Annotated in this window: 25 protein-coding genes; 13 read left to right on the forward strand and 12 right to left on the reverse strand. The window is 35.8% G+C overall.

What is annotated here, in order from left to right:
- The 3 genes from ULVI_RS14160 to rsfS form a co-directional block, all read right to left on the reverse strand.
- Window positions 1–606: an LUD domain-containing protein gene (locus ULVI_RS14160; RefSeq protein WP_068593447.1), complete on the reverse strand. Its 606-nt coding sequence runs from the start codon at window positions 604–606 to the stop codon at window positions 1–3.
- 115 nt (window positions 607–721) lie between these two features.
- Window positions 722–2,683, reverse strand: a complete 1,962-nt coding sequence (gene ftsH, locus ULVI_RS14165; RefSeq protein ID WP_068593448.1) for an ATP-dependent zinc metalloprotease FtsH — start codon at window positions 2,681–2,683, stop codon at window positions 722–724.
- Between the two features lie 15 nt (window positions 2,684–2,698).
- Window positions 2,699–3,070: a ribosome silencing factor gene (gene rsfS / locus ULVI_RS14170; RefSeq protein WP_068593449.1), complete on the reverse strand. Its 372-nt coding sequence runs from the start codon at window positions 3,068–3,070 to the stop codon at window positions 2,699–2,701.
- Between the two features lie 82 nt (window positions 3,071–3,152).
- Here rsfS and ULVI_RS14175 point away from each other — a divergent pair, with 82 nt between their 5' ends.
- Complete coding sequence (locus ULVI_RS14175) at window positions 3,153–3,884, forward strand: biotin--[acetyl-CoA-carboxylase] ligase (protein ID WP_068593450.1); 732 nt, start codon at window positions 3,153–3,155, stop codon at window positions 3,882–3,884.
- Here the strand turns inward: ULVI_RS14175 and ULVI_RS14180 are convergent.
- Both ULVI_RS14180 and pyrE read right to left on the reverse strand, forming a co-directional pair.
- Complete coding sequence (locus ULVI_RS14180; protein ID WP_068593451.1) at window positions 3,881–4,273, reverse strand: orotate phosphoribosyltransferase; 393 nt, start codon at window positions 4,271–4,273, stop codon at window positions 3,881–3,883. The two genes, ULVI_RS14175 and ULVI_RS14180, sit on opposite strands and share 4 nt — an antisense overlap.
- A 66-nt stretch (window positions 4,274–4,339) precedes the next feature.
- Window positions 4,340–4,981 carry an orotate phosphoribosyltransferase gene (pyrE, locus tag ULVI_RS14185; RefSeq protein ID WP_068593495.1) on the reverse strand — a complete coding sequence of 214 codons (642 nt, stop codon included), beginning with the start codon at window positions 4,979–4,981 and terminating at the stop codon, window positions 4,340–4,342.
- 7 nt (window positions 4,982–4,988) lie between these two features.
- On the opposite strand from pyrE, the gene ULVI_RS14190 reads away from it, so the two are divergent.
- Window positions 4,989–5,612 (forward strand): NUDIX hydrolase, encoded by a 624-nt coding sequence (locus ULVI_RS14190; protein WP_068593452.1) that lies wholly within the window; start codon window positions 4,989–4,991, stop codon window positions 5,610–5,612.
- Here ULVI_RS14190 and ULVI_RS14195 read toward each other — a convergent pair.
- Window positions 5,580–7,352 (reverse strand): M14 family metallopeptidase, encoded by a 1,773-nt coding sequence (locus tag ULVI_RS14195; RefSeq protein ID WP_157632640.1) that lies wholly within the window; start codon window positions 7,350–7,352, stop codon window positions 5,580–5,582. The two genes, ULVI_RS14190 and ULVI_RS14195, sit on opposite strands and share 33 nt — an antisense overlap.
- A 116-nt stretch (window positions 7,353–7,468) precedes the next feature.
- Between ULVI_RS14195 and ULVI_RS14200 the strand changes: the two genes are divergently transcribed.
- Window positions 7,469–8,317: a T9SS type A sorting domain-containing protein gene (locus ULVI_RS14200; protein ID WP_068593453.1), complete on the forward strand. Its 849-nt coding sequence runs from the start codon at window positions 7,469–7,471 to the stop codon at window positions 8,315–8,317.
- 425 nt (window positions 8,318–8,742) lie between these two features.
- Here ULVI_RS14200 and rho read toward each other — a convergent pair whose 3' ends face one another.
- Entirely contained in the window at window positions 8,743–10,425 is a 1,683-nt protein-coding gene (gene rho, locus ULVI_RS14205; RefSeq protein ID WP_068593454.1) for a transcription termination factor Rho, read from the reverse strand.
- A 202-nt stretch (window positions 10,426–10,627) separates the two neighbouring features.
- Between rho and ULVI_RS14210 the strand changes: the two genes are divergently transcribed.
- Complete coding sequence (locus tag ULVI_RS14210; protein ID WP_068593455.1) at window positions 10,628–11,038, forward strand: DUF4293 domain-containing protein; 411 nt, start codon at window positions 10,628–10,630, stop codon at window positions 11,036–11,038.
- 112 nt (window positions 11,039–11,150) lie between these two features.
- Here ULVI_RS14210 and ULVI_RS14215 read toward each other — a convergent pair whose 3' ends face one another.
- Window positions 11,151–11,642, reverse strand: a complete 492-nt coding sequence (locus ULVI_RS14215; RefSeq protein WP_068593456.1) for a metallophosphoesterase family protein — start codon at window positions 11,640–11,642, stop codon at window positions 11,151–11,153.
- Window positions 11,643–11,812: 170 nt separating this feature from the next.
- Here ULVI_RS14215 and truA point away from each other — a divergent pair, with 170 nt between their 5' ends.
- Both truA and ULVI_RS14225 read left to right on the forward strand, forming a co-directional pair.
- Window positions 11,813–12,559, forward strand: coding sequence for a tRNA pseudouridine(38-40) synthase TruA (gene truA / locus ULVI_RS14220; RefSeq protein WP_068593457.1), 747 nt, complete (start codon window positions 11,813–11,815; stop codon window positions 12,557–12,559).
- Between the two features lie 21 nt (window positions 12,560–12,580).
- Window positions 12,581–14,344 carry an ABC transporter ATP-binding protein gene (locus ULVI_RS14225; protein WP_068593458.1) on the forward strand — a complete coding sequence of 588 codons (1,764 nt, stop codon included), beginning with the start codon at window positions 12,581–12,583 and terminating at the stop codon, window positions 14,342–14,344.
- Between the two features lie 42 nt (window positions 14,345–14,386).
- Here ULVI_RS14225 and ULVI_RS14230 read toward each other — a convergent pair whose 3' ends face one another.
- From ULVI_RS14230 to folP, 3 genes are read right to left on the reverse strand one after another with little or no spacing between them, the layout of a single operon-like run.
- Window positions 14,387–15,160, reverse strand: a complete 774-nt coding sequence (locus tag ULVI_RS14230; RefSeq protein WP_068593459.1) for a diadenylate cyclase — start codon at window positions 15,158–15,160, stop codon at window positions 14,387–14,389.
- Between the two features lie 56 nt (window positions 15,161–15,216).
- Window positions 15,217–15,579: a hypothetical protein gene (locus ULVI_RS14235; RefSeq protein WP_068593460.1), complete on the reverse strand. Its 363-nt coding sequence runs from the start codon at window positions 15,577–15,579 to the stop codon at window positions 15,217–15,219.
- A complete protein-coding gene (gene folP / locus ULVI_RS14240; RefSeq protein WP_068593497.1) occupies window positions 15,569–16,351 on the reverse strand; it encodes a dihydropteroate synthase in 783 nt (260 codons plus the stop codon). Before folP ends, ULVI_RS14235 begins: the two co-directional genes overlap by 11 nt.
- A 108-nt stretch (window positions 16,352–16,459) precedes the next feature.
- Between folP and ULVI_RS14245 the strand changes: the two genes are divergently transcribed.
- From ULVI_RS14245 to ULVI_RS14275, 7 genes are all read left to right on the forward strand, one after another.
- Window positions 16,460–17,014: a DUF1599 domain-containing protein gene (locus ULVI_RS14245; protein WP_068593461.1), complete on the forward strand. Its 555-nt coding sequence runs from the start codon at window positions 16,460–16,462 to the stop codon at window positions 17,012–17,014.
- A 2-nt stretch (window positions 17,015–17,016) separates the two neighbouring features.
- Window positions 17,017–18,726: a BT_3928 family protein gene (locus tag ULVI_RS14250; RefSeq protein ID WP_068593462.1), complete on the forward strand. Its 1,710-nt coding sequence runs from the start codon at window positions 17,017–17,019 to the stop codon at window positions 18,724–18,726.
- Window position 18,727: 1 nt separating this feature from the next.
- Entirely contained in the window at window positions 18,728–19,804 is a 1,077-nt protein-coding gene (locus ULVI_RS14255; RefSeq protein ID WP_068593463.1) for an ABC transporter permease, read from the forward strand.
- 22 nt (window positions 19,805–19,826) lie between these two features.
- A complete protein-coding gene (tpiA, locus tag ULVI_RS14260; protein WP_068593464.1) occupies window positions 19,827–20,579 on the forward strand; it encodes a triose-phosphate isomerase in 753 nt (250 codons plus the stop codon).
- A gap of 59 nt (window positions 20,580–20,638) precedes the next feature.
- On the forward strand, window positions 20,639–21,469 hold the full coding sequence (gene prmA / locus ULVI_RS14265; RefSeq protein WP_068593465.1) for a 50S ribosomal protein L11 methyltransferase: 831 nt from the start codon (window positions 20,639–20,641) through the stop codon (window positions 21,467–21,469).
- A gap of 117 nt (window positions 21,470–21,586) precedes the next feature.
- A complete protein-coding gene (locus ULVI_RS14270; RefSeq protein ID WP_068593466.1) occupies window positions 21,587–21,862 on the forward strand; it encodes an ATP-dependent Clp protease adaptor ClpS in 276 nt (91 codons plus the stop codon).
- A gap of 150 nt (window positions 21,863–22,012) precedes the next feature.
- Complete coding sequence (locus tag ULVI_RS14275) at window positions 22,013–22,864, forward strand: zinc-dependent metalloprotease (RefSeq protein ID WP_068593467.1); 852 nt, start codon at window positions 22,013–22,015, stop codon at window positions 22,862–22,864.
- Window positions 22,865–22,923: 59 nt separating this feature from the next.
- Here the strand turns inward: ULVI_RS14275 and ULVI_RS14280 are convergent, their stop codons facing one another.
- On the reverse strand, window positions 22,924–23,385 hold the full coding sequence (locus ULVI_RS14280) for a Na(+)-translocating NADH-quinone reductase subunit F (RefSeq protein ID WP_068593468.1): 462 nt from the start codon (window positions 23,383–23,385) through the stop codon (window positions 22,924–22,926).
- Window positions 23,386–23,460: the final 75 nt, after the last annotated feature.

Consider the following 23,460-nt stretch of genomic DNA (forward strand, 5'->3'; position numbering starts at 1 on the left):
TTATAGGTCTTCCAGTAGCAACAAATATAGGTTTTTTGTGCTACTTCCATAACTCATAAAGTCCTTTTCTTTTTCTGTTTCAAAGTCTTGAATTGTAGTGATATTGGTAGGTATATGTGTACCGCTTTGATCTTTGATTTTACGAAGTCCCTCACTTATGGTCTCAATAAGCTGACTTGTAGTCGCAAAAATGATAATATTGAATGGAAGTTCTTTTAATTTCTTTTCTTTAATCTGATTTGAAGATAATAAGATGGAACCATTTGCAGCAACCAATGCTTCGCAAGTGGAAACAAAAAACGGTGCGTTGGTATTTTTTACAAAGTTAAGATTGAAGCCATCAAATTTGGAAGTAAGTTGTTGATTGATGCAAAAGACATCTTTTTCATACCAATCATTTTCCAATAAGATATTATCGAACGCTTCCATAACTTCTTCACTGGTTTCACAATAAAGAAATTTACCTCCGTTTCTGTTAAAATTAAATGTAAATTTTTCGTCCAGAGGAAGTTTCTCATCTGGATAATATTTCCCATGGTCAGAATTTTTCGATTTTTCTTCCGACGATTTGTAATTAGGATTTAAAAGTCTTTTAAATAGACCCATTTAGTTTAAACAATTGAGGAGTTGTGTTATTTACTCGTTCTTCAAAGATAGGAAATCTTCAAGCAAATTACGATTTAGATGTCTGTTCTTTCTGCTAAGTAAGAAAAAATGGTAACTATGTAGTTACCACTTTCTCTTCTTGTGTTCCTTCAAACGGGCGATCTCCAAAGATTTTTTGTAGATTGTCCTTGAAAATTACTTCTTTTTCAAGTAAAACTTCTGCGAGTTCGGTTAACTTATCTTTATTCTTTTCTAGCAGGTCTATAGCACGCTGATATTGAGTTTCGATAAGATTCGAAATTTCTTTATCGATCATTTCAGCGGTCTTTTCACTATAAGGTTTAGAAAAGTTATATTCCGATTGTCCACTCGAATCGTAATAGGTTAGATTTCCTAATTTTTCGTTTAGTCCGTATACAGTTACCATAGCTCTTGCTTGCTTTGTTACTTTTTCAAGATCGCTCAAGGCTCCCGTTGAGATCTCATTAAAAATAACTTTTTCTGCAGCACGCCCCCCTAAGGCAGCACACATTTCATCAAGCATTTGATTAGGACGAACAATAAGGCGTTCTTCTGGTAAATACCAAGCTGCTCCTAATGATTGTCCACGAGGCACAATAGTTACTTTTACTAACGGCGCAGCATGTTCGAGCATCCAGCTAACAGTAGCGTGTCCTGCTTCATGATATGCAATGGCTTTTTTCTCACCAGGTGTAATAATTTTATTCTTTTTTTCTAATCCTCCAACAATTCTATCAACAGCATCTAGAAAATCTTGTTTTCCAACATGTTTCTTTTCTTTACGGGCAGCAATTAATGCAGCTTCATTACAAACATTTGCAATATCTGCTCCCGAAAATCCAGGAGTTTGTTTTGCTAAGAAATCGGTGTCAAGAGAGTCGTCTTTTTTTAATGGGCGTAAGTGTACTTCAAAAATTTCTTTTCGTTCTCTTACATCTGGCAGATCAACATAAATCTGTCGATCAAAACGACCTGCACGCATTAAAGCTTTGTCAAGTACATCGGCGCGGTTAGTTGCCGCTACAACAATAACATTGGTGTTGGTTCCAAAACCGTCCATTTCTGTTAGGAGTTGGTTCAGCGTATTTTCTCGTTCATCGTTAGATCCAGAAAAATTACTTTTTCCACGGGCTCTACCAATTGCATCAATCTCATCAATAAAAATGATCGATGGAGATTTTTCTTTAGCTTGTTTAAAAAGGTCTCGTACTCTAGAAGCACCCACACCTACGAACATTTCTACAAAATCTGATCCTGATAGTGAGAAGAAAGGCACTTTAGCTTCTCCTGCAACAGCTCTAGCCAATAAGGTTTTTCCTGTTCCTGGAGGACCAACTAATAAAGCTCCCTTCGGAATTTTACCACCTAATGAAGTATACTTTTCTGGGTTTTTAAGAAAGTCTACAATTTCTTGCACCTCTTCTTTAGCTCCTTCAAGTCCTGCAACGTCTTTAAAAGATGTTTTCACATCCATTTTTTCGTCGAATAATTTTGCTTTTGATTTTCCAATATTAAAAATCTGACCTCCAGCTCCTCCGCCGGCACCAGATGACATTCGTCGCATGATAAATATCCAGATACCAATAATAACAACAAATGGGAGTAGGGTAATTAATAGATCACCCCACATATTCGATTCGGTGTTCCAGACTACCTGCGTATCTAAATTATTGTTTTCCTTAATCGTGTTGATGTCATTTTCAAAATTCTGTAAATCACCAAATTCAAATTGATACGAAGCGTCATTCGGTCCAGGCGAAAGAATACTGTTTCCATTCTTTTTAGAATGAACTTCTTTTGTTTTAGCGTCGGGTGTTAAAAAAACCTTGGCTATTTTTTTATTTACAATTTCTACTTTTTCTACATCGCCATTTCGAAGATAGGATTCAAATTGAGATTGTGTGGTTTTTTCAGGTTGTGCCCAGCTACCACCGCCAAAAAATTGAATTCCTATAAAACCAAGTAAGATGGCTGCGTATAGCCAATAAGCACTAAATTTAGGCTTCTTCTTTTCTGGTTTGTTGTCTTTTCCTTTTTTATTTGTTTCTTCTGCCATGAGGCTTAATTTCTTTTAGTGTGTTGTTTCAATTTTTACCGATTTTGCATCGCCCCAAAGTCCTTCTATATCGTAGAATTCACGAATATGTTTCTGAAAGACATGAACCACTACATGCACGAAGTCCATAAGAATCCATTCAGAATTATCGCTTCCTTCTACATGCCATGGCTTTTCTTTCAAAGCCTTACTAACGGTTTTTTGAACTGAATTTACGATTGCATTTACCTGTGTGTTTGAAGTTCCATTACAGATAATGAAATAATCGCATACGGTGTTTTCTATCTCTCTAAGGTCAAGTATTTCAATATCTTGTCCCTTAACATCTTCAATTCCTATAATTATTTGGGTAATAAGTTGATCTGTTTCTTTTTCCTTTTTCGACATTAAAAAAATATTTCCGCAAAGTTATTACTTTTTTGTTTCTTGAAACGCTTAAAATTGCAATACTAAACGTTTCATTTACGCTGTGAAGATAATCAAACTTAATGCCATTGACTCAACAAACACCTACCTTAAAAATTTAAGTAGGGAAACACGCCCCGAAGATGGTTTGGTCGTTGTTGCAAATGCGCAAACAAATGGTCGTGGACAGGTAGGGGCTTCATGGCAGTCGAAAGAGGGGGAAAGCCTTACATTTAGTGTGTTTAAGTCATTTAATTCGTTGCCAATATCTGCGCATGCAACTGTTTTATTTACCACGGCCATCGCTATAAAAGAGGCCTTAGAACAATTAAATATTTCTAATATAGAAATTAAATGGCCTAACGACATATTGGCAGGAGGGAAGAAATGCTGTGGTGTTCTAATTGAAAATCAGTTGCAACAAGATACAATCGCTACGGCAATAGTAGGAGTAGGCTTAAATGTGAATGAAACTGAGTTTGATGAATTGCCACAAGCAACTTCTTTACACTTAGCTTCTGGTTGTATTTTTAATCTAGATGATGTATTGCAACATGTTTCAAAAATACTACTGAAGCATCTCTCTGAAATTGAGAGGTTTTCTTCCGAAGAAATTAAAACGAAGTACGAGGCATCATTATTTAAAAAAGGCGTCGTTTCCACTTTTGAAACTCCCAATGGCAATCAATTTTCTGGAATTATCCGTGGCGTTAAGGATAATGGTGAATTAATTGTAGAAAAAGAGCAAGATGTTATTAAAACATTCGAAGTAAAACAAATTAGGCTTCTATATTAGAGTGTACTCATCTTTTCACTTAAAGTTCCAATAAATTTAGAGATCGGACTTTTAATCATCATTGCCATCATGCTGTTAAATTCTCCTTCGAAGAGTAGTTCAACTTCTGAAGACGTTTCGTCTATTGGGGTAATGTCTGCTGTTAGTGTAAAAGGGAGTTTATCACTCATAGCACCTAATATTACTGAATTTGGTGAATTCACTTCTTTTACTTCTAACGCGATTTCGGGCATGCCTTTTAATGCAAACACAAATGCTTTTTCATTAATAACTTCAAACTTAGATGTATTTTCAGGCATTAATTGTTTAAAATTTTTGACATCACTCAAAAAAACACAGAGATCCTCCGCAGATTTTTTTACTAATACTTTTTTACTATTTAGTTTCATAGATAAAATTAAGAAGGTTTATAGGATCTTATGTATGGCAATAACAGTGCCTTTTTTTAATGACTTTTATTTACCCCAAATGGATGGGTCGTTACGCCAAGTGGATAATAGATTACTATCTTCCGTAGTGATGTATTGAGATTTTTCAGCTTGAATTAATAAACTGGCATAATCACTTAACGTATGAAGTTGAATAGCGGCTTTTTTAAAGTTCTCTTCAGCAACATCAAATCCATAGGTGAATATTGCAACCATACCTTTTACATTCATGTTTGCTTCTTGTAGTGCTTCTACTGCCAATAGACTACTTTTTCCAGTACTTATTAAATCTTCTACGACCACTACATTTTGTCCAGCTTCAATAAAACCTTCAATTTTATTTTGTCTTCCGTGCTTCTTAGCTTCTGGACGAACGTAACAAAAAGGGAGGTTTAGATAGTCCGCTACTAAAGCACCAATACCAATAGCTCCAGTCGCTACACCTGCGATGCAGTCGGGTTTCCCGTAAAGGTGTTCAATTTGTTTCGCCAAATTTTCCCGTAAGAAATTTCGTATCATCGGGTATGAAAGTGTAATACGGTTATCACAATAAATAGGAGATTTCCAACCCGAAGCCCACGTAAAAGGGTTTTGTGGTTGTAATTTAATTGCATTAATTTGCAATAATAATTCAGCGGTTTTTTGAGCTGTTTCTTTGTCTAATATCATACTGCAAATGTATAAAGTTTTTGTTAAAGAAATTCCCATAATTCTCTCAACAGAGAAAAAAATAGGCAAGCAGTATACCTCGATCCCACTTAAAGAGGTGAAATTTAAAAAACTAATTCGTAAGATTACAAATGGTGAGTTGCTCTATGTGAATATTTACCATAAAAATGCTGAGAAGTTAGAGCAATTTCTTCGGAAGAAAATTAAGGTAGTAGAAGCTGGTGGTGGATTGGTTTACAATAGTAAAAAAGAAATTTTATTTATACGTCGCAACGGAAAGTGGGATCTTCCGAAAGGAAAGGTGGAGAAAGGAGAATCGTACGAGGAAGCTGCTATTCGGGAAACGGAAGAAGAGACAGGTGTAAAGAATCTCGAAGTACGTCGGTTTATTAAAAAAACATATCACATCTTTAAACGCAACGATAAGTTTCGCTTAAAAGTGACTTATTGGTTCGAAATGTACACCGATTACGATGGGGATTTAATTCCCGAACCAGAAGAAGGGATTAAAAAAGTGCGATGGAAAAATTTTGAAAAAGCTCAAAAAGCTCTTCAAGATTCTTATGAAAATATAAAGTTGCTCTTTCCAAAGGAATATTTAACCACGCACCCGAACGATCGGGTATCGTAAATGTGCTTTTTCGTAATGAGGTGATTTTTTATGAATCCAGTCTAATTGCGCATACCAATTTGCGGCAAATTCGGGGTCATTTTGTTTCTTCGATTCGAATTCTTTTTTAATTTCAGGGTGTTGTTCTAAAAATTGTTCTGCCTTATCCTCCCAAACATAAGGTGAAAATCCTTCTTTTTGCTGAAGTATCGGGTCAAAGAAATTCCAATTAAAAAACGAATCTGGAGCTGAAGGTTCTAACGTTTCAAGAAGATAACGAACTCCTCGTTGTTGTGTGTCTATTAGATAGTCTCCTTTTTGGACCGATACGTCTTCAGAAGTGGTTTCGGTTTCTGTGTTGTAATGAAGGTAGTGACCTTCATAAGGAGTATTTACAGTTTTGTAGCTTTTTATATGGTACACTTCCGAAGCAATTATAGTGTCTTTTTTTACTGTGGTATATTTAATTTTATTCAGTTTTAAAAGTTCTATAATGTCCCAGTATCCTTTTGGAATAATATAATGAGAAGGAATAGTAATGTTTTTTGTTGGTTTTATATAATTGTAATACGTAACGTCACGTGTAAAAGGTTTGTTTGTATCGTATCGAAGTCGGTTTGATCCTGTAATATTACTTGGTTCCATAGTGCCTTCGAATCCTTTAAAATGTAAGGTGGTTGTTTGTGTGCTGTCTGTTGTCCATTGAATTGGATATTCACTTCCAGGTTTGTAATTGGAAGGTGCATTTTTACGAAGCTCTTTTACCAGTTCTGCGTCTTTGTCGGCGATGGAGATGAATTGTTTCATGAGTTCGTAGGTGCCTTCAACACGTTGTTTGTAGGGTTTTAGCATATGAGTTTCCACCATCATTCCCAGCGTATTAAATAAGGTCGCGTATCCAGTTGAGTAACGTGGAGAATCCATAAATTGGGTAAATCCTTTTTCTGGAGTGCTATTAAAAACATTTACATATGGAGTAATATCCCAATCTTGCTTAGCTAAGGAGTCTTCAAGTTGTGTCATTAATGAAGTATGAAGGTAGTTGCCGAGCGGGCCTCCTAATTTGTTATGCTGGGTAAATAAATGAGTAAGTGTATATTGATAATCTGCTCCATTACTTACGTGATTATCTATGAAGAAATCGGGCTTTACGATTTGAAAGAGGTGAGCAAAAGCTTTTGCATTTTTAGTGTCGGATTTAATAAAGTCTCTATTAAGGTCGTAATTTCTAGCATTTCCTCGAAATCCGTATGCTGTAGGTCCATTTTGATTCGTGCGTGTAGCGCTGTTTCGGTTTAATGCACCACCAATATTATATATAGGTATGGTTGCAATAATTGTATTTTTAGGAGCTTCGATTGTTCCATCTGCTAGATCTCTCATTAGCATCATAGTAGCATCGATACCATCACTTTCTCCAGGATGAATACCGTTATTAATTAGGAGTATATTTTTGTCACGTTCTCCTGAGAATTCAGATTCGAAACTGCGATTTGGATTGAATGTAACCAAATGTAATGGTTCTCCGCTGTCGGTATTATTCATCGTATAAATAGAAACAGAATTTTGAGTCTCTGCTAATTTCTCGTAGAAATTAATTACTTCGTGGTACTTTGAGGTTTCAGTCCCGTTAGATGTTTCGAATTTAGTGGTGAAATCAAAATTCGATTCGTTTTGTTTAGATGAACAGCTGTAAAGAAAGAAAATATTTACACATGCAAAAAAAATGAATAATGACTTTTCTTTAAGAAAAATAATCATTGAGTATTGGTTTAAGTGATTTAGGCTAATTTTTACAAATCTCTGAAAATTTTATAGATATTTAGAAATCGTTTTTCTATATTTGAGCTTTAATCCTAATTTTAAAACAAATAATTATGAAAAAAATTACTTTATTATGTATGGCAATAATCGCATCTTGGGGGCTTTCTGCTCAAGAGATGATTTTGTCTCACTCAACAGATGCACTTAACTTTGGAGGTGGTGTAGCTTGTGCAAATACAGATTCTGGTATCTCAACAACTAATAGTTTTTGGAGATCTTACGTTTTAGCTGATTTTGATATTACTGAAGCAACTAACGTAGTTAAAGTAGAAGTAGCTGTTGGTTCTGCGAATGGTGCAACAGCAGCATCTTTTGTTACTGTAAATCTTTACACAAGTGATGGAGCTTTCCCTGGTGGAACAAGAACTCTTATCGCTTCTCAAGAATTAAATTTCGAAGAAAGTGATGCTAACACACTTAAGATTTTAACTTTAGACGCTCCTATTGGAGTTGAAGCTTCTGATGAAATCGTTATTGAAGTTTTTGACGCTGACGAGACAGTAAACTTCAGAATTGGACAAAACACTTCTGGTGAAACAGCTCCTTCTTACCTTTCTTCTGACGGGTGTGCAATTACTGACCCAACGCCAACTGAGGACATTGGTGGAGGTTTTCCAGATGATTATGTATTAAACCTTGTAGTTGATGCAACTTTAGGAGTTGATGATAACTTATTATCTCAAGTTGCTGTGTATCCTAACCCTACATCTAATGAGTTGAACGTAAAAGTTCCTGCTTCTGTAGAGATCATGGATGCTGCTATCTACGATGTATTAGGTAAGAAAGTTAATGCTCAATTAGTAGGAGGAAAAATGAATACAGCTGATTTATCTGCTGGTGTTTACATTTTAAAAGTTACTACTTCTGCTGGAACACTTACAGAGAAGATTGTTAAGCAATAAGTTTTACAATAAACTTTAATAAGAAGCCTCGCATTTGCGAGGCTTTTTTAGTTTTATACTATTCGTGTGCTTAATATGAAAAGACTATACGGCTGGTTTTACTGAAGCTTTTTAATTTTAACATTCGAAATTATACCAGTTGTTGATCAATAAATATTGACTCTAGTTTGTAACACAGAACATTTTCTTTACGTGGGAATGCTTTTGAATTCTGCTCTCAACTAACTAGAATGTATTGCAAAAAAAATGTGCTACGAGAATTAGAATAATTTTCTGAATATTATAGTAACCGATGCTTTTAGCTTTTAAAAAGTTCGTTGAGAATTATTGCTCGGTTCTTGTAAAAAGTATTCTCTAAAGGTATACTTAAAAAAAAAGGCTGTTGAATATCAACAGCCTTTTTTGTGTACTCTTAAAATAAAAAGCTAGCCATTCATAGACACCAAAAACTCTTCATTATTTCGTGTTTGTTTTACTCGATCGTTGATAAACTCCATGGCTTCAACAGGGTTCATGTCTGCAAGATATTTGCGCAGTACCCACATTCGCTGAATGGTTGTGTCATCAAGTAATAAGTCATCTCTACGTGTACTTGAAGAAGTAAGATCGATCGCCGGAAAGATTCTACGGTTAGAGATTTTTCGATCTAACTGAAGCTCCATGTTACCAGTACCTTTAAATTCTTCAAAAATAACTTCGTCCATTTTAGATCCAGTTTCAGTAAGTGCCGTAGCAATAATACTTAAAGATCCACCATTTTCGATATTACGAGCAGCACCAAAGAAACGTTTTGGTTTGTGTAATGCATTCGCGTCTACACCACCACTTAATATTTTTCCACTGGCAGGCTGTACGGTATTATACGCTCTAGCAAGACGTGTAATAGAATCTAAGAGAATAACTACATCATGTCCACATTCAACCAATCTCTTTGCTTTATCAATTACGAGGTTTGCTACACGAACATGTTCGGTTGCTTCCTTATCGAAGGTAGAGGCTACTACTTCACCGCTTACATTACGTTGCATGTCGGTAACTTCTTCTGGGCGTTCATCAATTAATAAAATTATTTGATATACCTCAGGGTGATTAGCAGCAATCGCATTGGCGATGTCTTTTAACAACATTGTTTTTCCCGTCTTTGGTTGCGATACAATCATTCCACGTTGACCTTTTCCAATAGGAGCGAACAAATCAATTATTCGAGTTGAAATAGTACTTTGTCTATCTGCAATATTAAATTTCTCCTGTGGGAATAATGGAGTTAAATGCTCGAAAGAAACACGGTCACGAACTACATTCGGATTTAGACCGTTAATTTTATTTACTTTAATAAGAGGAAAGTATTTTTCACCTTCTTTTGGTGGACGTACCTCTCCTAAAACTGTATCTCCAGTTTTTAACCCAAAAAGGCGAATCTGTGATTGTGATACATAAATGTCATCAGGAGACGATAAATAGTTGTAGTCACTTGAGCGAAGAAAACCATAGCCGTCTTGCATAATGTCTAAAACCCCTTCGCTTTCTATTATACCATCAAATTCGTAATCTGGTTCGCGGTAACGGTTGCGATTGTCCTTATTTCCGTTGTTGCGATTATCATTCGATTTGCTATTGCGGTTGTCATTCGATTTGTTAGAACGGTTATCGTTCTTTTTATTATCTCGTTGATTTTTTTGACGATTGTCTTGATTTTTTGAGTCGTTAGATCGTTTGTCATCCTGTTTCGAACGAGAAGAATCTTTCGAATTGGTATCGTTTTTAGAGTCTTCTTGTTTTTTAGGTTGTGAAGCTCTCGGATTTGGTTTATTATCACGAGTGTCCTTTTCCTGATTATCTTTTTTAGGATTAGGAGTTCGAGGTTTAGAACTTTTAGGAGCTCTTTTAGCTACAGGAGCTTTTTTTACTTCTGATTTAGTGTCGGAAGAACTTGTAGTGTCGTCTGAGACGGCTTCTTTGACTGCTTTAGGATTGGCAGCTTGATAATCAAGTATTTGGTATACAAGATCTAATTTTTTTAATGTACGATATTTTGGGACATTTAAAGTTTTAGCTAGTTCCTGAAGTTCAGGTAACTTTTTTGCTTTTAATTCTGAAATTTCAAACATGTAAGTAAGAATATAGGTTTAAATTGATTACTGTGAATCCTTATAGGAAAGAGTAAATTAATTGAAAAGTTTATTGAAGACTAAGTAACCGTTATTGAATTGGTTACGGATAGTACTGCAATAATACAACAATAAATTAAATTTTGTGTTTAAATTTTTTAAAAAGAAACACTATTTTTGCTGAGAGAATTTAAATAAATCTATGTTACAACGAATACAAACCATCTATATGATTATTGCAGCCCTATTAATGGGAGCGCTTTATATATGGTTTCCTTTAGTGCAGGATGCCGAAGGAGGAATTGTAATAGCACGTAGCGAACCGCTAGTGTTTGGACTTATATTTGGTTCTATTGCATTAGCTATAATCGCTATTTTAAGCTTTAAAAAGCGACAATTGCAATTTGTACTTAATCGCTTAAATATCATATTAAACTTTGTATTACTGGGAGTTTTCGTGTACAGGTCACTAACATTATCCGGAGAAACTTTGGTTTCAGAGAAGGGTATTGGGGTGCTACTTCCTATCATTTCTATCGTTTTTTTAGTGCTGGCCAATAAGGCCGTTAAAAAGGACGAGGATCTCGTAAAATCTGTTGACAGGTTACGTTAAAACCAATCTTAGTATTATTAGTGCAAGACCCTTAGAGAATGCCATCTTTAAGGGTTTTTTGTTTTTCTGTTTTTTTTTTTTTTTTTTTTTGAAAGATCCTTCGGAAGACTAATTACCTAGCATATTCGATCACCTCAAGATTTGAGATATTTCCTTTGTAAACCTGAAATCGGAGCATGGTTCTCGCTTTATGAAACCCATGAGTACCAATAGCGCCCGGATTCATATGGAGTAATCCTGTTTTTTTGTCGGGCATTACCTTTAAAATATGCGAGTGACCACAAATAAATAATTTAGGAGGATTGTTGTGAATTTCTTCTCGTATTGAAGGATTATACCTTCCGGGATAGCCTCCAATATGGGTAATCCAAACATCAACACCTTCACAAACAAAACGATTGTGTAACGGAAATTCTGCCCGCGCTTCAACGTCATCTATATTGCCATAAACAGCACGCAAGGGTTTTAGTTTTTTAATGGTGTCTGTCACTTTAAGGTCTCCAATGTCTCCTGCGTGCCACACTTCATCGGCTTCTTTAACATGTTTCAGAATGGCGTCATCCATATAGCTGTGAGTGTCACTAAGAAGAAGTATTTTTTTCAAACAAAAAGCTTTCAGAAGTAAATAATAGTTTCAAAAATAATGGTTTTTCTTTCAGAAATAAGATAGAACAAAGAAAAGTACCCGTATTATTTCAGAAGAAAACTTGCCATGCTTAAATCGAAATTTCATGAAACGGTTTTAGTAAATTTGCAAAAAAATAATCTTTTCTATTGCGGTACTTTTTAGAAATAGCATACCTCGGAACTTACTACTTTGGATGGCAACGCCAACCCACTGTTATCACCGTGCAGGAGGTTGTTGAAACTTCATTAAGCACATTACTTCGGAAAGAAACTCCTGTTGTTGGAGCAGGGAGGACCGATACAGGGGTTCACGCCAAACAACTTTTTGCCCATTTTGATACCGATTTTGAATTAGATGAAATTGATTTAAAATATCGTTTAAATTCGTTGTTGCCGAAGGATATTTCCATTCAAAGTATTCGTAACGTTACCTCTGAAGCGCATGCACGTTTTCATGCAACAAAACGTTCTTATGAATATATGCTTATCACTTCAAAAAATCCATTTATGGAAGGATTTGCTTATTGGGTGCACCGAATACCGAATGTAACGGCAATGAATAAGGCCGCAGAATTGCTATTAACACATAGAGATTTTCAATGTTTCTCGCGTTCTAATACCGATGTAAAAACGTATTATTGTCATATAAGTACTGCAAAATGGGAAGAAGAAAACGAAAAACTGGTATTTAAAATTTCGGCAGATCGATTTTTACGAAATATGGTGCGAGCTATTGTTGGTACGTTGCTTGAAGTGGGATATGGTAAATGCTCTTTAAATGAATTGCAAACTATTCTCGATTCGAAAAACCGAAGTAATGCAGGGGCATCGGCTCCAGCTCATGGGTTGTATCTTACAGAAGTTGCATATCCCGAAACACTATTTACAAAATAACAGATCCCAGAAGGGAATACTATGGCAGATTCAGGAAAGGCATTTGATTTTAAGTTGTTTAGGCGATTATTAGCATTTACCAATGTTTATCGTTGGATCTTTTACTTTGTGGCTTTTGCGGCAATTATTATGTCGTTATTGTCCATAATTCGTCCTCATCTTTTGCAACGAGCGATCGACGAGTCTATCGTTCCAAAAGATGGAGAAGGCTTTTTGTATTTTGTTGTTGTAATGGGAGTTGTACTCATACTTGAAGTATTATTTCAATTTGCTTTTATTTTCTATGCAAATTGGTTGGGACAGAGTGTGATTAAAGATTTGCGAGTTCGGTTATTTAAACTTATGACCAGCTTTAAAATGCAATATTTCGATAAAAGTGCTGTGGGAAGACTTACCACTCGAGCCGTAAACGATATCGAGACTATTTCGAGTATTTTTAGTCAGGGGTTGTTTATGATTATTAGCGATTTGCTCAAAATGTTTGTAATTGCAGGATATATGGTGTATCAAAGCTGGCGCTTGTCTTTAATTGTGTTTGCTATTCTTCCTATTATAATTTATGCAACACGAGTGTTTCAACGTGCTATGAAAGTAGCTTTTGAAGACGTGAGAAATCAGGTTGCGAACCTAAACTCTTTTGTGCAGGAACGCATTACGGGAATGAAAATCGTTCAGATTTTTAATCGAGAACAAAAAGATTACAAACAGTTTAAAGAAATTAATGAGAAACATAAAAAAGCATGGGTGAAAACAGTTTGGTACAACTCGATCTTTTTCCCCATTGCAGAAATGGCTTCTTCGGTAGCAATTGGACTATTAGTTTGGTATGGTGGCTTAAACGCTGTGGAAGGAGGGGTGATTAGCCTAGGACTCATTGTTGCATTTATTGAATTAGCTCAAATGCTTTTTCGCCCATTGCGACAGATCGCCGATAAGTTTAATACCCTTCAAATGGGTATGGTTGCTGCCAACAGGGTATTTGCAATTCTCGATACCCAATCGCACATTCAAGATAGTGGAATCCTTACGTTAGAAAATGCTCAAGGTCGTATCGATTTCGATAAGGTGCATTTCGGATATTTAGAGGGAGAAGAAGTTATTAAGGGGATTTCTTTTAATGTAGTTCCGGGAGAAACCATTGCAATTGTAGGGGCCACTGGAGCTGGAAAATCTACTATAATAAATTTACTGAATCGTTTTTACGAGATAAACAGCGGAACAATCTCTATCGATAATACCTCTATAAAAGACTATAAATTAGCCTCATTGCGCAGCCAGATCGCCGTAGTGTTGCAAGATGTTTTTCTTTTTGCTGATACCATACTTAACAATATTACTCTTAATCACCCCGATATTACTGAAGCAGAAGTAGAAGCCGCAGCTGTAGCCATTGGAGTAGATAAATTTATAAAAACCCTTCCAGGAGGGTATCATTATAATGTGAAAGAGCGTGGGTCGATGTTATCCTCTGGGCAAAGACAACTTATCGCATTTTTGCGCGCTTATGTAAGTAAGCCAAGTATCTTAATTTTGGATGAAGCCACTTCTTCTGTAGATTCCTATTCAGAAGAAATGATTCAGACGGCCACCGAAAAAATAACCAAAGGAAGAACCTCTATCGTAATCGCACACCGTTTGGCAACAATTAAAAAGGCTGATAAAATTTTAGTAATGGATGACGGTGAAATTGTAGAGACAGGAACCCATTCAGAATTATTACAAAAAGAGAATGGCTATTATCGCAATCTTTACGAAGTGCAATTTATGGCAGAAGAAACGATGTAATAAATAACGTACATAAACGTCATCGATTTAGTAAGTTTCACTCTAAAATATAAGGTCTTGTTTGAGTTGATTTTTTAAATCTTCTAAATCATCGTACAAAACAAATTCTCCATCTTTTAAATAAGAAATTTGCCCATTTTCTTCAGAAACAACCAAACATACTGCGTCGGTTTTTTCAGAAATACCTACTGCTGCTCGATGTCGTAATCCAAAGCGTAATGGAATTTTACGATCGTTCGAAACAGGCAAAATTACTCTTGTGGCTGTCACGGTGTTTTCTTCGATAATAATGGCACCATCGTGCAACGGACTGTTCTTAAAAAAAATACTTTCTATAGTGGGTTGATTAACCTCCATATGCATGGCGTCTCCCGAATTTTTTACAAAATCGAGACTGTTATTTCGGTGAAAAACTATCAGGGCACCAGTGCCATCTTTGCTCATTTTTTTACAAGCTGCCATTACCGCTTCAACGTTCGTTTTAGTTACCGCGTCACTATTAAATTTAAACTGCTTAAAAAATCGTCGTCGCGCACCAAAGTTTGTAGATCCTATCATTAATAGAAATTTTCTAATTTCCTGCTGAAACACTACAATTAAAGCGAACATTCCTACTCCCAGAAACTCTCCTAAAATCTTACTAAGAAGTTCCATTTGAAGCAACTTGGTTAGCTCCCAGATCGCAATAATAATTACAATCCCAATAAAGATATTAATAGCAACTGTTCCCTTGACCAGTTTGTAGAGGTAGTAAAGGAGAAACGCCACCAGAACGATGTCGATAATATCAATAATGCGAATGTCTAGAAATTCCAAGCGTTAGGTTTTATGTAAATGTAGGTTAAAAATTAGTTTTTCTAAATTTGAATAGGCTACAGATTGTTTGTTAATTCTTGACAATTATAGCGAAGGTCGTGTGTGTACATAGTATTATTTCTGAAAATAGTAAGGTTTAATTCTCCGGCTTTTTTAACGATGGAATCTCCTATTTTTAAAAACGCTCTTGCTCCAGTAGTCTCACCGTGCAACGATATGTTCTTAAATTTTCCATGATCTGAAAGAACCATTAAAGGGATTCCGTTCTCACGCTTTTTCTCAATTAAAATACCACTAAAATACTTTTCAGTTTCATTTTTAATTAGATACTCACAATCTGAAGAAGTACCAAATAGGATCATCATTCCTGCGGTTATAGTGATAGCGATAGTAAGTAATAGTGCTTTTCTACGCCCCATGGACATGTAGTTTTTGAGTCAGTGTAATACACTCAACTGCTTCCTTTACATCGTGTACTCGAAGTATTGAAGCTCCTTTTAATAGTGCGACCGTATTAAGCGAAGTTGTACCATTAAGAGCCTTTTCTGCAGTACTCTCAAGAGTTTTATAAATCATCGATTTCCGAGAAAGCCCCCCAAGAATAGGAACTTCGAGTGTTTTAAAAAGATCGAGCATTGATAGCAATTCAAAATTATGTGCAGAGTTTTTTGCAAAACCAAAACCGGGATCTACAATAATATCGTTAATTCTTTGCGACCGTGCAGCAGCAATTTGTTCCGAAAAATAAAATAACACTTCTCGAGTAACATTTTCGTAATCTGCGTGCTTCGACATTGTTTTTGGTGTGCCGCGCATGTGCATCATGATATAAGGCACCTGTAATTTTCCTACAGTGGCAAGCATTTCAGGATCGAGTTTTCCTGCGGAAATATCGTTTACCACAGCTGCACCGACTTCAATTGCTTTTTTAGCTACCGTGCTCCGAAATGTGTCTATAGAAATAAGCGCTTCGGGAAATTCTTTTAAAATACCTCTAATTGCAGGGATCACACGATGTAACTCTTCTGTTTCAGAAATTTCATCGGCACCTGGGCGGGAACTGTATCCACCAATATCGAGAAAAGTAGCACCCTCCTCAAGCATTTGCGCTGCTTGGTATAAAATTGTTTGTTGTGTTGTAGCTATACCACCATCGTAAAACGAATCGGGCGTTACATTAATAATGCCCATCACTTTAGGAAGTGTGAGGTCGATAAGGGTGCCTTTACAATTGAGGGTCTGCAATTTTTTAAATTGATTTATTTAAGCGAAATTTACGCAAAATCTTACACTTAAAAAATGGCCGATACGTCACAGCAATACAATACAATTATTGAACAATGCAGAACGCTGTTTATCAACAAAATGAAAGATTATGGAAGTGCTTGGCGTATTCTAAGACTACCATCTTTAACCGACCAAATCTTTATAAAGGCACAGCGTATTCGCGGATTACAGCAAAATAAAGAACAGCGAATCGCTGAAGATGCAGGAAGTGAATTTATAGGAATTATTAATTATTCGGTCATGGCGTTGGTGCAATTAGAAAAAGGTGTCGTTGAGCAACCAGACCTTTCGGTAGAAGATGCTACTCAATTGTACGACGAAAAAGTTGCAATTACCAAACAATTAATGCTCGATAAAAATCACGATTATGGGGAAGCCTGGCGTGATATGCGAGTAAGTTCGTTAACCGATCTTATTCTTCAGAAATTATTGCGAGTGAAACAAATCGAAGATAACAAAGGAAAAACTATCGTTTCTGAAGGCATCGACGCAAATTATCAAGACATGATTAATTACGCCGTATTTGCCCTAATCCATTTAAATAGTGAACTAGAAGAAAAAAAATAAACATGAAAGTACTCGTAGGAATATCACAAATTTTTGTCGCCATTTTATTTTTAATTAGCGGATTTATTAAATTGAATGATCCTGTTGGTTTTTCATTTAAACTGAAAGATTATTTTGCAGCAGACGTACTCAATTTAGAATTTTTAGTGCCGTACGCACTGCTCATCGCTATTTTTGTCGTTATATTCGAAGTGCTTTTAGGAATCATGCTTCTTATTGGATATGCAAGAAAATTTACAACTTGGAGTCTTCTCCTAATGATTCTCTTTTTTACATTTCTTACCTTCTATTCTGCGTACTTTAATAAAGTAACCGATTGTGGTTGCTTCGGTGATGCTCTAAAGTTAACACCTTGGCAGTCTTTTTATAAAGATCTTGTCTTGTTGGTTCTTATTGTAATTTTATTCTTCGGAAGAAAACATATCGCTTCTTTTTTTACTTCAAACCTAAGAAGTATTGTAGTATTTGCCGGGTTTGTAGGCTGCCTTGGAATGACCTATTTTGTATTACAACATTTGCCTATAATCGATTTTAGACCCTATAAAATTGGAGCTAACATTACTGAAGGTATGGCGTTCCCAGAAGATGCCCCCAAGCCCATTTTCGAATATCAATGGAAATTTAATATCGATGGTAAAGAAAAAATTATCACAACCAATGGGGATTATCCAAAGGTCGAAGGTGAATTTATAGGAGTAGAAACGGAAGAAGTTCAAGCAGGATACGAACCACCCATTCATGATTTTTCGATAGAACGAGATGATGAGAATTTTACAGAAGCGTTTCTAACAGCCGACAATGTAATCGTTATCGTCGCGTATACTTTAAACAGTGCAGAAAAAGACGGATTTATTCCAGTAAAGAAAATTACAGACGAAGCTTTAAAAAATGGCTATCAAGTAATTGGTTTATCGTCATCTTCAACCGATACTACAGAAGCGTTAGCGGAAACCTACGGACTTAATTTTAAGTTTTATTTCTGCGATGAAACTGCTTTAAAAACAATTGTACGGAGCAATCCCGGGATTCTCGAATTGCAGAAAGGTACGGTTAAGCAAAAATTACACTGGAATGATGCTTCCGATTTAAAGCTTAGGAAATTAGAAAAACCTGCAGCACAACTCAATCTTAATTTAAAACAACGCTTAGACAGCATTGCCGTTCTAGACCAGCGGTATCGAAAATTAATGACTGCAGAAACACCAGAAGCCCGTAAAGCAATGGCCGATGAAATGGGGTTAAAAGAAGAAGAATACACGGGAGATCTCTACGCAATGCAACGTGTTATAGATTCTGCTAATCTATTGTTTGTAGAGCGTATTCTAGGGCAATATGGATATCCTGGAAGTTCGATGGTAGGACAACCAACCAACAGCGTTGTTTGGAATGTAATTCAACATAATCCAGAAAGTGTTCCAAAATACCTTGATATTATAAAGAAAGCAGGTCAAGAAGGAGAACTTTCAATGCAATATGTTGCTATCATGGAAGACCGCTATTTAATGAACGAAGGAAAAAAACAAATCTACGGAACACAAGGTATTTCTGAAGATGGAGTGGATTATATTTGGCCGATAGAGAACCCTGAAACTGTAAACGATCGTCGAGCTAAAGCCGGTTTTGCTGAAACCATCGAAGCCTATGGTAAAACACTTTTTGGACCCGATTTCGAATATAAAGTACATACATTGGAGGCGGTAAACGAAGAATAGGGTGACAGGATACGTGCTTCAGAAAATAGGATATGCTTTTCTAACTCTTCTAGGGGTCGTTACCGTGATTTTCTTTTTATTTACAGTGCTACCCGGAGACCCTGCTAGAATGATGTTAGGGCAGAATGAAAGTGCCGAACAAATTGCAGTTGTAAAAAAGAAATATGGTTTCGATAAGCCTGTAGGTATTCAGTATGTAAATTACCTTAACGATCTTTCTCCTATTTCTTTTCATAGTACCCATGTAGATGATTATTCTTTTCTTTCAGAAAAAAAATACAGCGCTGTTTCTCTTTTTACTTTGGGTGATACTAGAGTGGCTTTAAAAATCCCTTACCTTAGAGAATCGTTTCAGAAGAATGGAAAAAAAGTAAGTGCTGTTATTTCAGAAACATTACCTAATACTGTGGTACTGGCAATTTCAGCAATTTGTATTGCCATGTTATTGGGGATTGTGCTGGGCATTATTTCGGTGTTGTTCAAAGACGGGTGGATCGATAAAGGCATTCAATTTATAAGTACGTTGGGAATGAGTGTTCCCTCTTTTTTTAGTGCGATTATCTTTGCTTGGATCTTCGGATTTCTTCTGCACGAGTACACAGGACTAAACATGACTGGAAGTCTCTATGAAGTAGACGATTTTGGAGAAGGTACTCACTTGCAATTAAAAAACTTACTTCTCCCTGCAATTGTATTGGGGATTCGTCCGCTCGCAGTGGTAAGTCAGTTAATGCGAAATTCGCTGTTAGAAGTACTTAATCAGGACTATATTCGTACCGCAAAAGCCAAGGGATTATCCATGTATACCATTATTAAAAGGCATGCTTTAAAAAATTCATTGAATCCAGTAGTGACTGCTATTTCAGGATGGTTCGCTTCCATGCTTGCAGGCGCAGTATTTGTAGAATATATTTTTGGTTGGAACGGGTTGGGAAAAGAAATTGTAGATGCGTTAAATACGCTCGATCTCCCCGTGATTATGGGAGCTGTTATTGTTATTGCATCGCTGTTTATTATAATTAATATTTTTGTGGATGTAATTTACGGATGGTTAGATCCAAAGATTAGTGAACAGTAATTAATTAAAAAGATTAAAACTCATGAGAAAGAAAATTGTAGCAGGAAATTGGAAGATGAATAAGGACCTTTCAGAAACAGAAGAGTTGCTTAAAAACTTGAAAGCGCAGGTGATTCCCGAAACAGTTCAAGTAATTGTAGCGCCGGCGTTTACAAATTTACAGCATGCCTTTCAGTCGTTACGGGAGCATCCTGTTACGGTTGCAGCCCAAAATATGCATCAATCTGATGATGGAGCATTTACAGGAGAAGTCTCGGCAGCTATGCTTAAAAGTGTGGGAGTACAAACGGTTATTCTAGGACATAGTGAGCGTAGGGCTTATTTTAAAGAAGATAATTCGGTATTGGCAGAGAAGGTAAATACGGCTTTAAAGAATGATATGACAGTCATTTTTTGTTTCGGCGAAGAATTAAATAATCGCAAAGAAGGAACTCACTTCGAAGTGGTGAAAACACAATTAACAGAAGGGCTTTTTCATATTTCTGAAGACAACTGGGACAAGGTTGTATTGGCATACGAGCCAGTATGGGCAATAGGAACTGGTGAAACAGCAAGTCCCGAACAAGCACAGCAAATGCATAATTACGTTCGGAAAACAGTGTTAGAAAATTATTCTAAAAAAATATCGGAAGATGTTTCCATACTATATGGTGGAAGCGTAAAAGCAAATAATGCAAAAGATATCTTCGGAAAACCAGATGTAGATGGCGGACTTATTGGAGGTGCTGCTCTCGATGTTGAAAGTTTTATGGCAATTGTAAATGCATTTGAGTAAACATTTTTTTACGCTATATAAACGTAAGTGAAGCACAAGAAGATTCTAAAATCAAGAGAATGAACTATATTGAATACGATTTTAAAGTACAGCCTTTACAGCCAGGTGTAGAAATTCTAATTGCAGAATTAGGTGCAGCCGGATTTGAAAGTTTTGTTGAAACTGAAGACGGTGTAACGGCATACATACAGAAAGAGGAATGGGAGGAATCTATTTTAGAAGAAGTGCAATTATTTTCTTCGGAAGAATTTACAATTTCTTACGAGGTAAAAGAGATCGAGCAAGTTAATTGGAATTCCGAATGGGAGAAAAACTTTGAGGCTATTGAAGTAGATGGGATCTGTCGTGTTAGAGCACCATTTCATCCAAAAACTGAAGCAAAATATGACATTCTCATTGAACCTAAAATGTCTTTTGGTACGGGACATCATGAAACTACACACATGATGCTTCAATACCTTCTTCAAGATAGTTTTACACAAAAAAAAGTATTAGATATGGGCTGCGGAACAGCGGTTCTGGGAATTCTTGCAGAAATGCGGGGAGCCTTGTCTGTGGATGCTATCGATATTGATACTTGGTGTGTCGAAAACTCTGAAGAGAATGTTGTTCGAAATAATTGCAGCAACATCGCTGTAAAGTTAGGAGATGCTTCAATACTTCCGAAGCAAGCGTACGATGTGGTAATTGCTAATATTAATAGAAATATTTTATTAGAAGATATGCCAATATATAAAGCATCCATGAATTCTTCTGAAGCAACATTATATGTTAGCGGATTTTATAAAGAAGATTTACCACTACTTAAAGAAAGCTGCAATAAACAAGGGCTTCAATTCGTTGATTTTAAAGAAAAGAACAATTGGGTTGCAGCTAAATTTGTACTATAATTGAAAGTCTAATTCAGAGGATTATAGGCAAAGAATTAACTAGACGTTAATAAATTCACTCTTTATTACGTTAAAGTTTTGGGATTTGTGATTTGTTTTTTCGAATTTTATAACATTATGAGTACCAAAGAAAAAGAATTAGAAGAAGTATTGGTAGAAGAATCATTGAATAATCACAATGAGATTGTACTATTTAATGATGAGGTAAATACTTTCGATCACGTAATAAATACACTTATATATGCTTGTGAACACACTCCAGAACAAGCAGAACAATGCTCTATAATTGTTCATTACAAAGGTAAATGCACTGTAAAAACAGGTCCGCTTAATGAATTAGAACCTCGTTGTAATATGTTACTCGATGCAGGATTAAGTGCTGAGATACAGTAGTTTTAAAATTTCGGATAATTCATATATCGTTGATTTTTCAGTATTTTATTGTTAAATATTTAAGTTTTTTAATATTTTATTGTGATTTTCATATTATTTATTTAGTTTTGAGGTAACAAACTTATTTACTAATTCTAAATTCATATCCCTATGAAAAATTTCCGATTAGGACTTTTTAGCCTTTTGGCTATAAGTCTAACAATGGTTTCTTGCTCAAAAGATGAGGACTCAGAAATCACTGATGAAGTAAACCTCCAAAAAGAGGTTCCCCAAAATATTCTAGATGCCGTTGAAGCTCTGAATATGAACACCGATTATGTTCGTTACGATACCTTTCATTTCCCCGATGGTACTACCGAAGAACGACTCTTTATCGAAGAAGATATTGTTATTACTGAAGATCAACTTCTTGCTATGTTAGAACCAGCAGAGGAAGGTGTTCAAGGACGCCAGTATAGTACTAATAATTTGGTAAGTCAAGGTAGAAATATTTCTATCATTGGTTATACAGGTGGAAGTCAAGCATTATCTAGTAAAGAACGAACTGCACTACAGTATGCTGTAAACAACTACAATAACCTGAATCTGTCAATTAGATTTACACTTACGTTTGGTACAAATTACCAAAATAAGAATATGGTAGTGTACAACAATACCGTGAATAATCCAAGCGGTGCAGGTGGTAGTGCAGGTTTTCCAAGCAATGGACTGCCTCATAAATTTGTACAGATCTACGGTTTAAGTGGATATAGTACAAATGTTAATGAACACGTTATTACGCACGAAATTGGTCACTCTGTAGGATTTCGTCACACAGATTGGTTTAGTCGCCAAAGTTGTGGACAAAACACGAATGAAGGTACTGCAGGTGTAGGTGCAAACCATATCGATGGTACGCCAACTGGATACGATCCAACATCAATTATGTTAGCTTGCTTTAGCGCAAATGAAGATGGAGAGTTCAACAACAACGACATTACGGCTTTAAGAGAGCTGTATTAAATTTAAAACCTAGCTTAGACATTAATTCTATTAAAAGCTCATCGAAAGATGGGCTTTTTTTATACGATGCGATTGCTATGATAGGCGTTTACAGTATTTTTTCCAGTGGATAGCACTTGTGTATAATCCAGAACATTTTTAATGCCGTCCAAATAACAGAGCGTTGTTATTACTGCACACATTCCATTATATAAATCATCTTCAAGTTTAGATCTTTTTTTTACGTTGCCGTTATAGAAAAGTGGAGTGTTGTATCCGCAGCCTTCTAAAAAACTTTTTTCTATTTGTAATAATTCTGAAGGAAGATATCCATTAAACCTTCTTCCCAAGCGCTCATGTACCAATCCAACATAGTTTAACTGTAAAGATCCGTGGTGATCGGAAAGATGTTTCCAAGTGTCTGTTTTGTCTAGAATATTTCCAACAGCACATTGTTTACAGCACTCGGGGTTTAATGCATCGTCGTAAAATGCGGCGTATAGTTTTATAAGCGCTTGGTCTAATCGAATGGGAATTTTCATGTCAAAAAAATTGTAGAAGAAAGTTACTTATTTTTTTAATATGAAAAATTACTTTAGATAAATTAAATTACGTAA

It is taken from the genome of Cochleicola gelatinilyticus (assembly GCF_001637325.1).
Classification (GTDB): Bacteria; Bacteroidota; Bacteroidia; order Flavobacteriales; family Flavobacteriaceae; genus Cochleicola; species Cochleicola gelatinilyticus.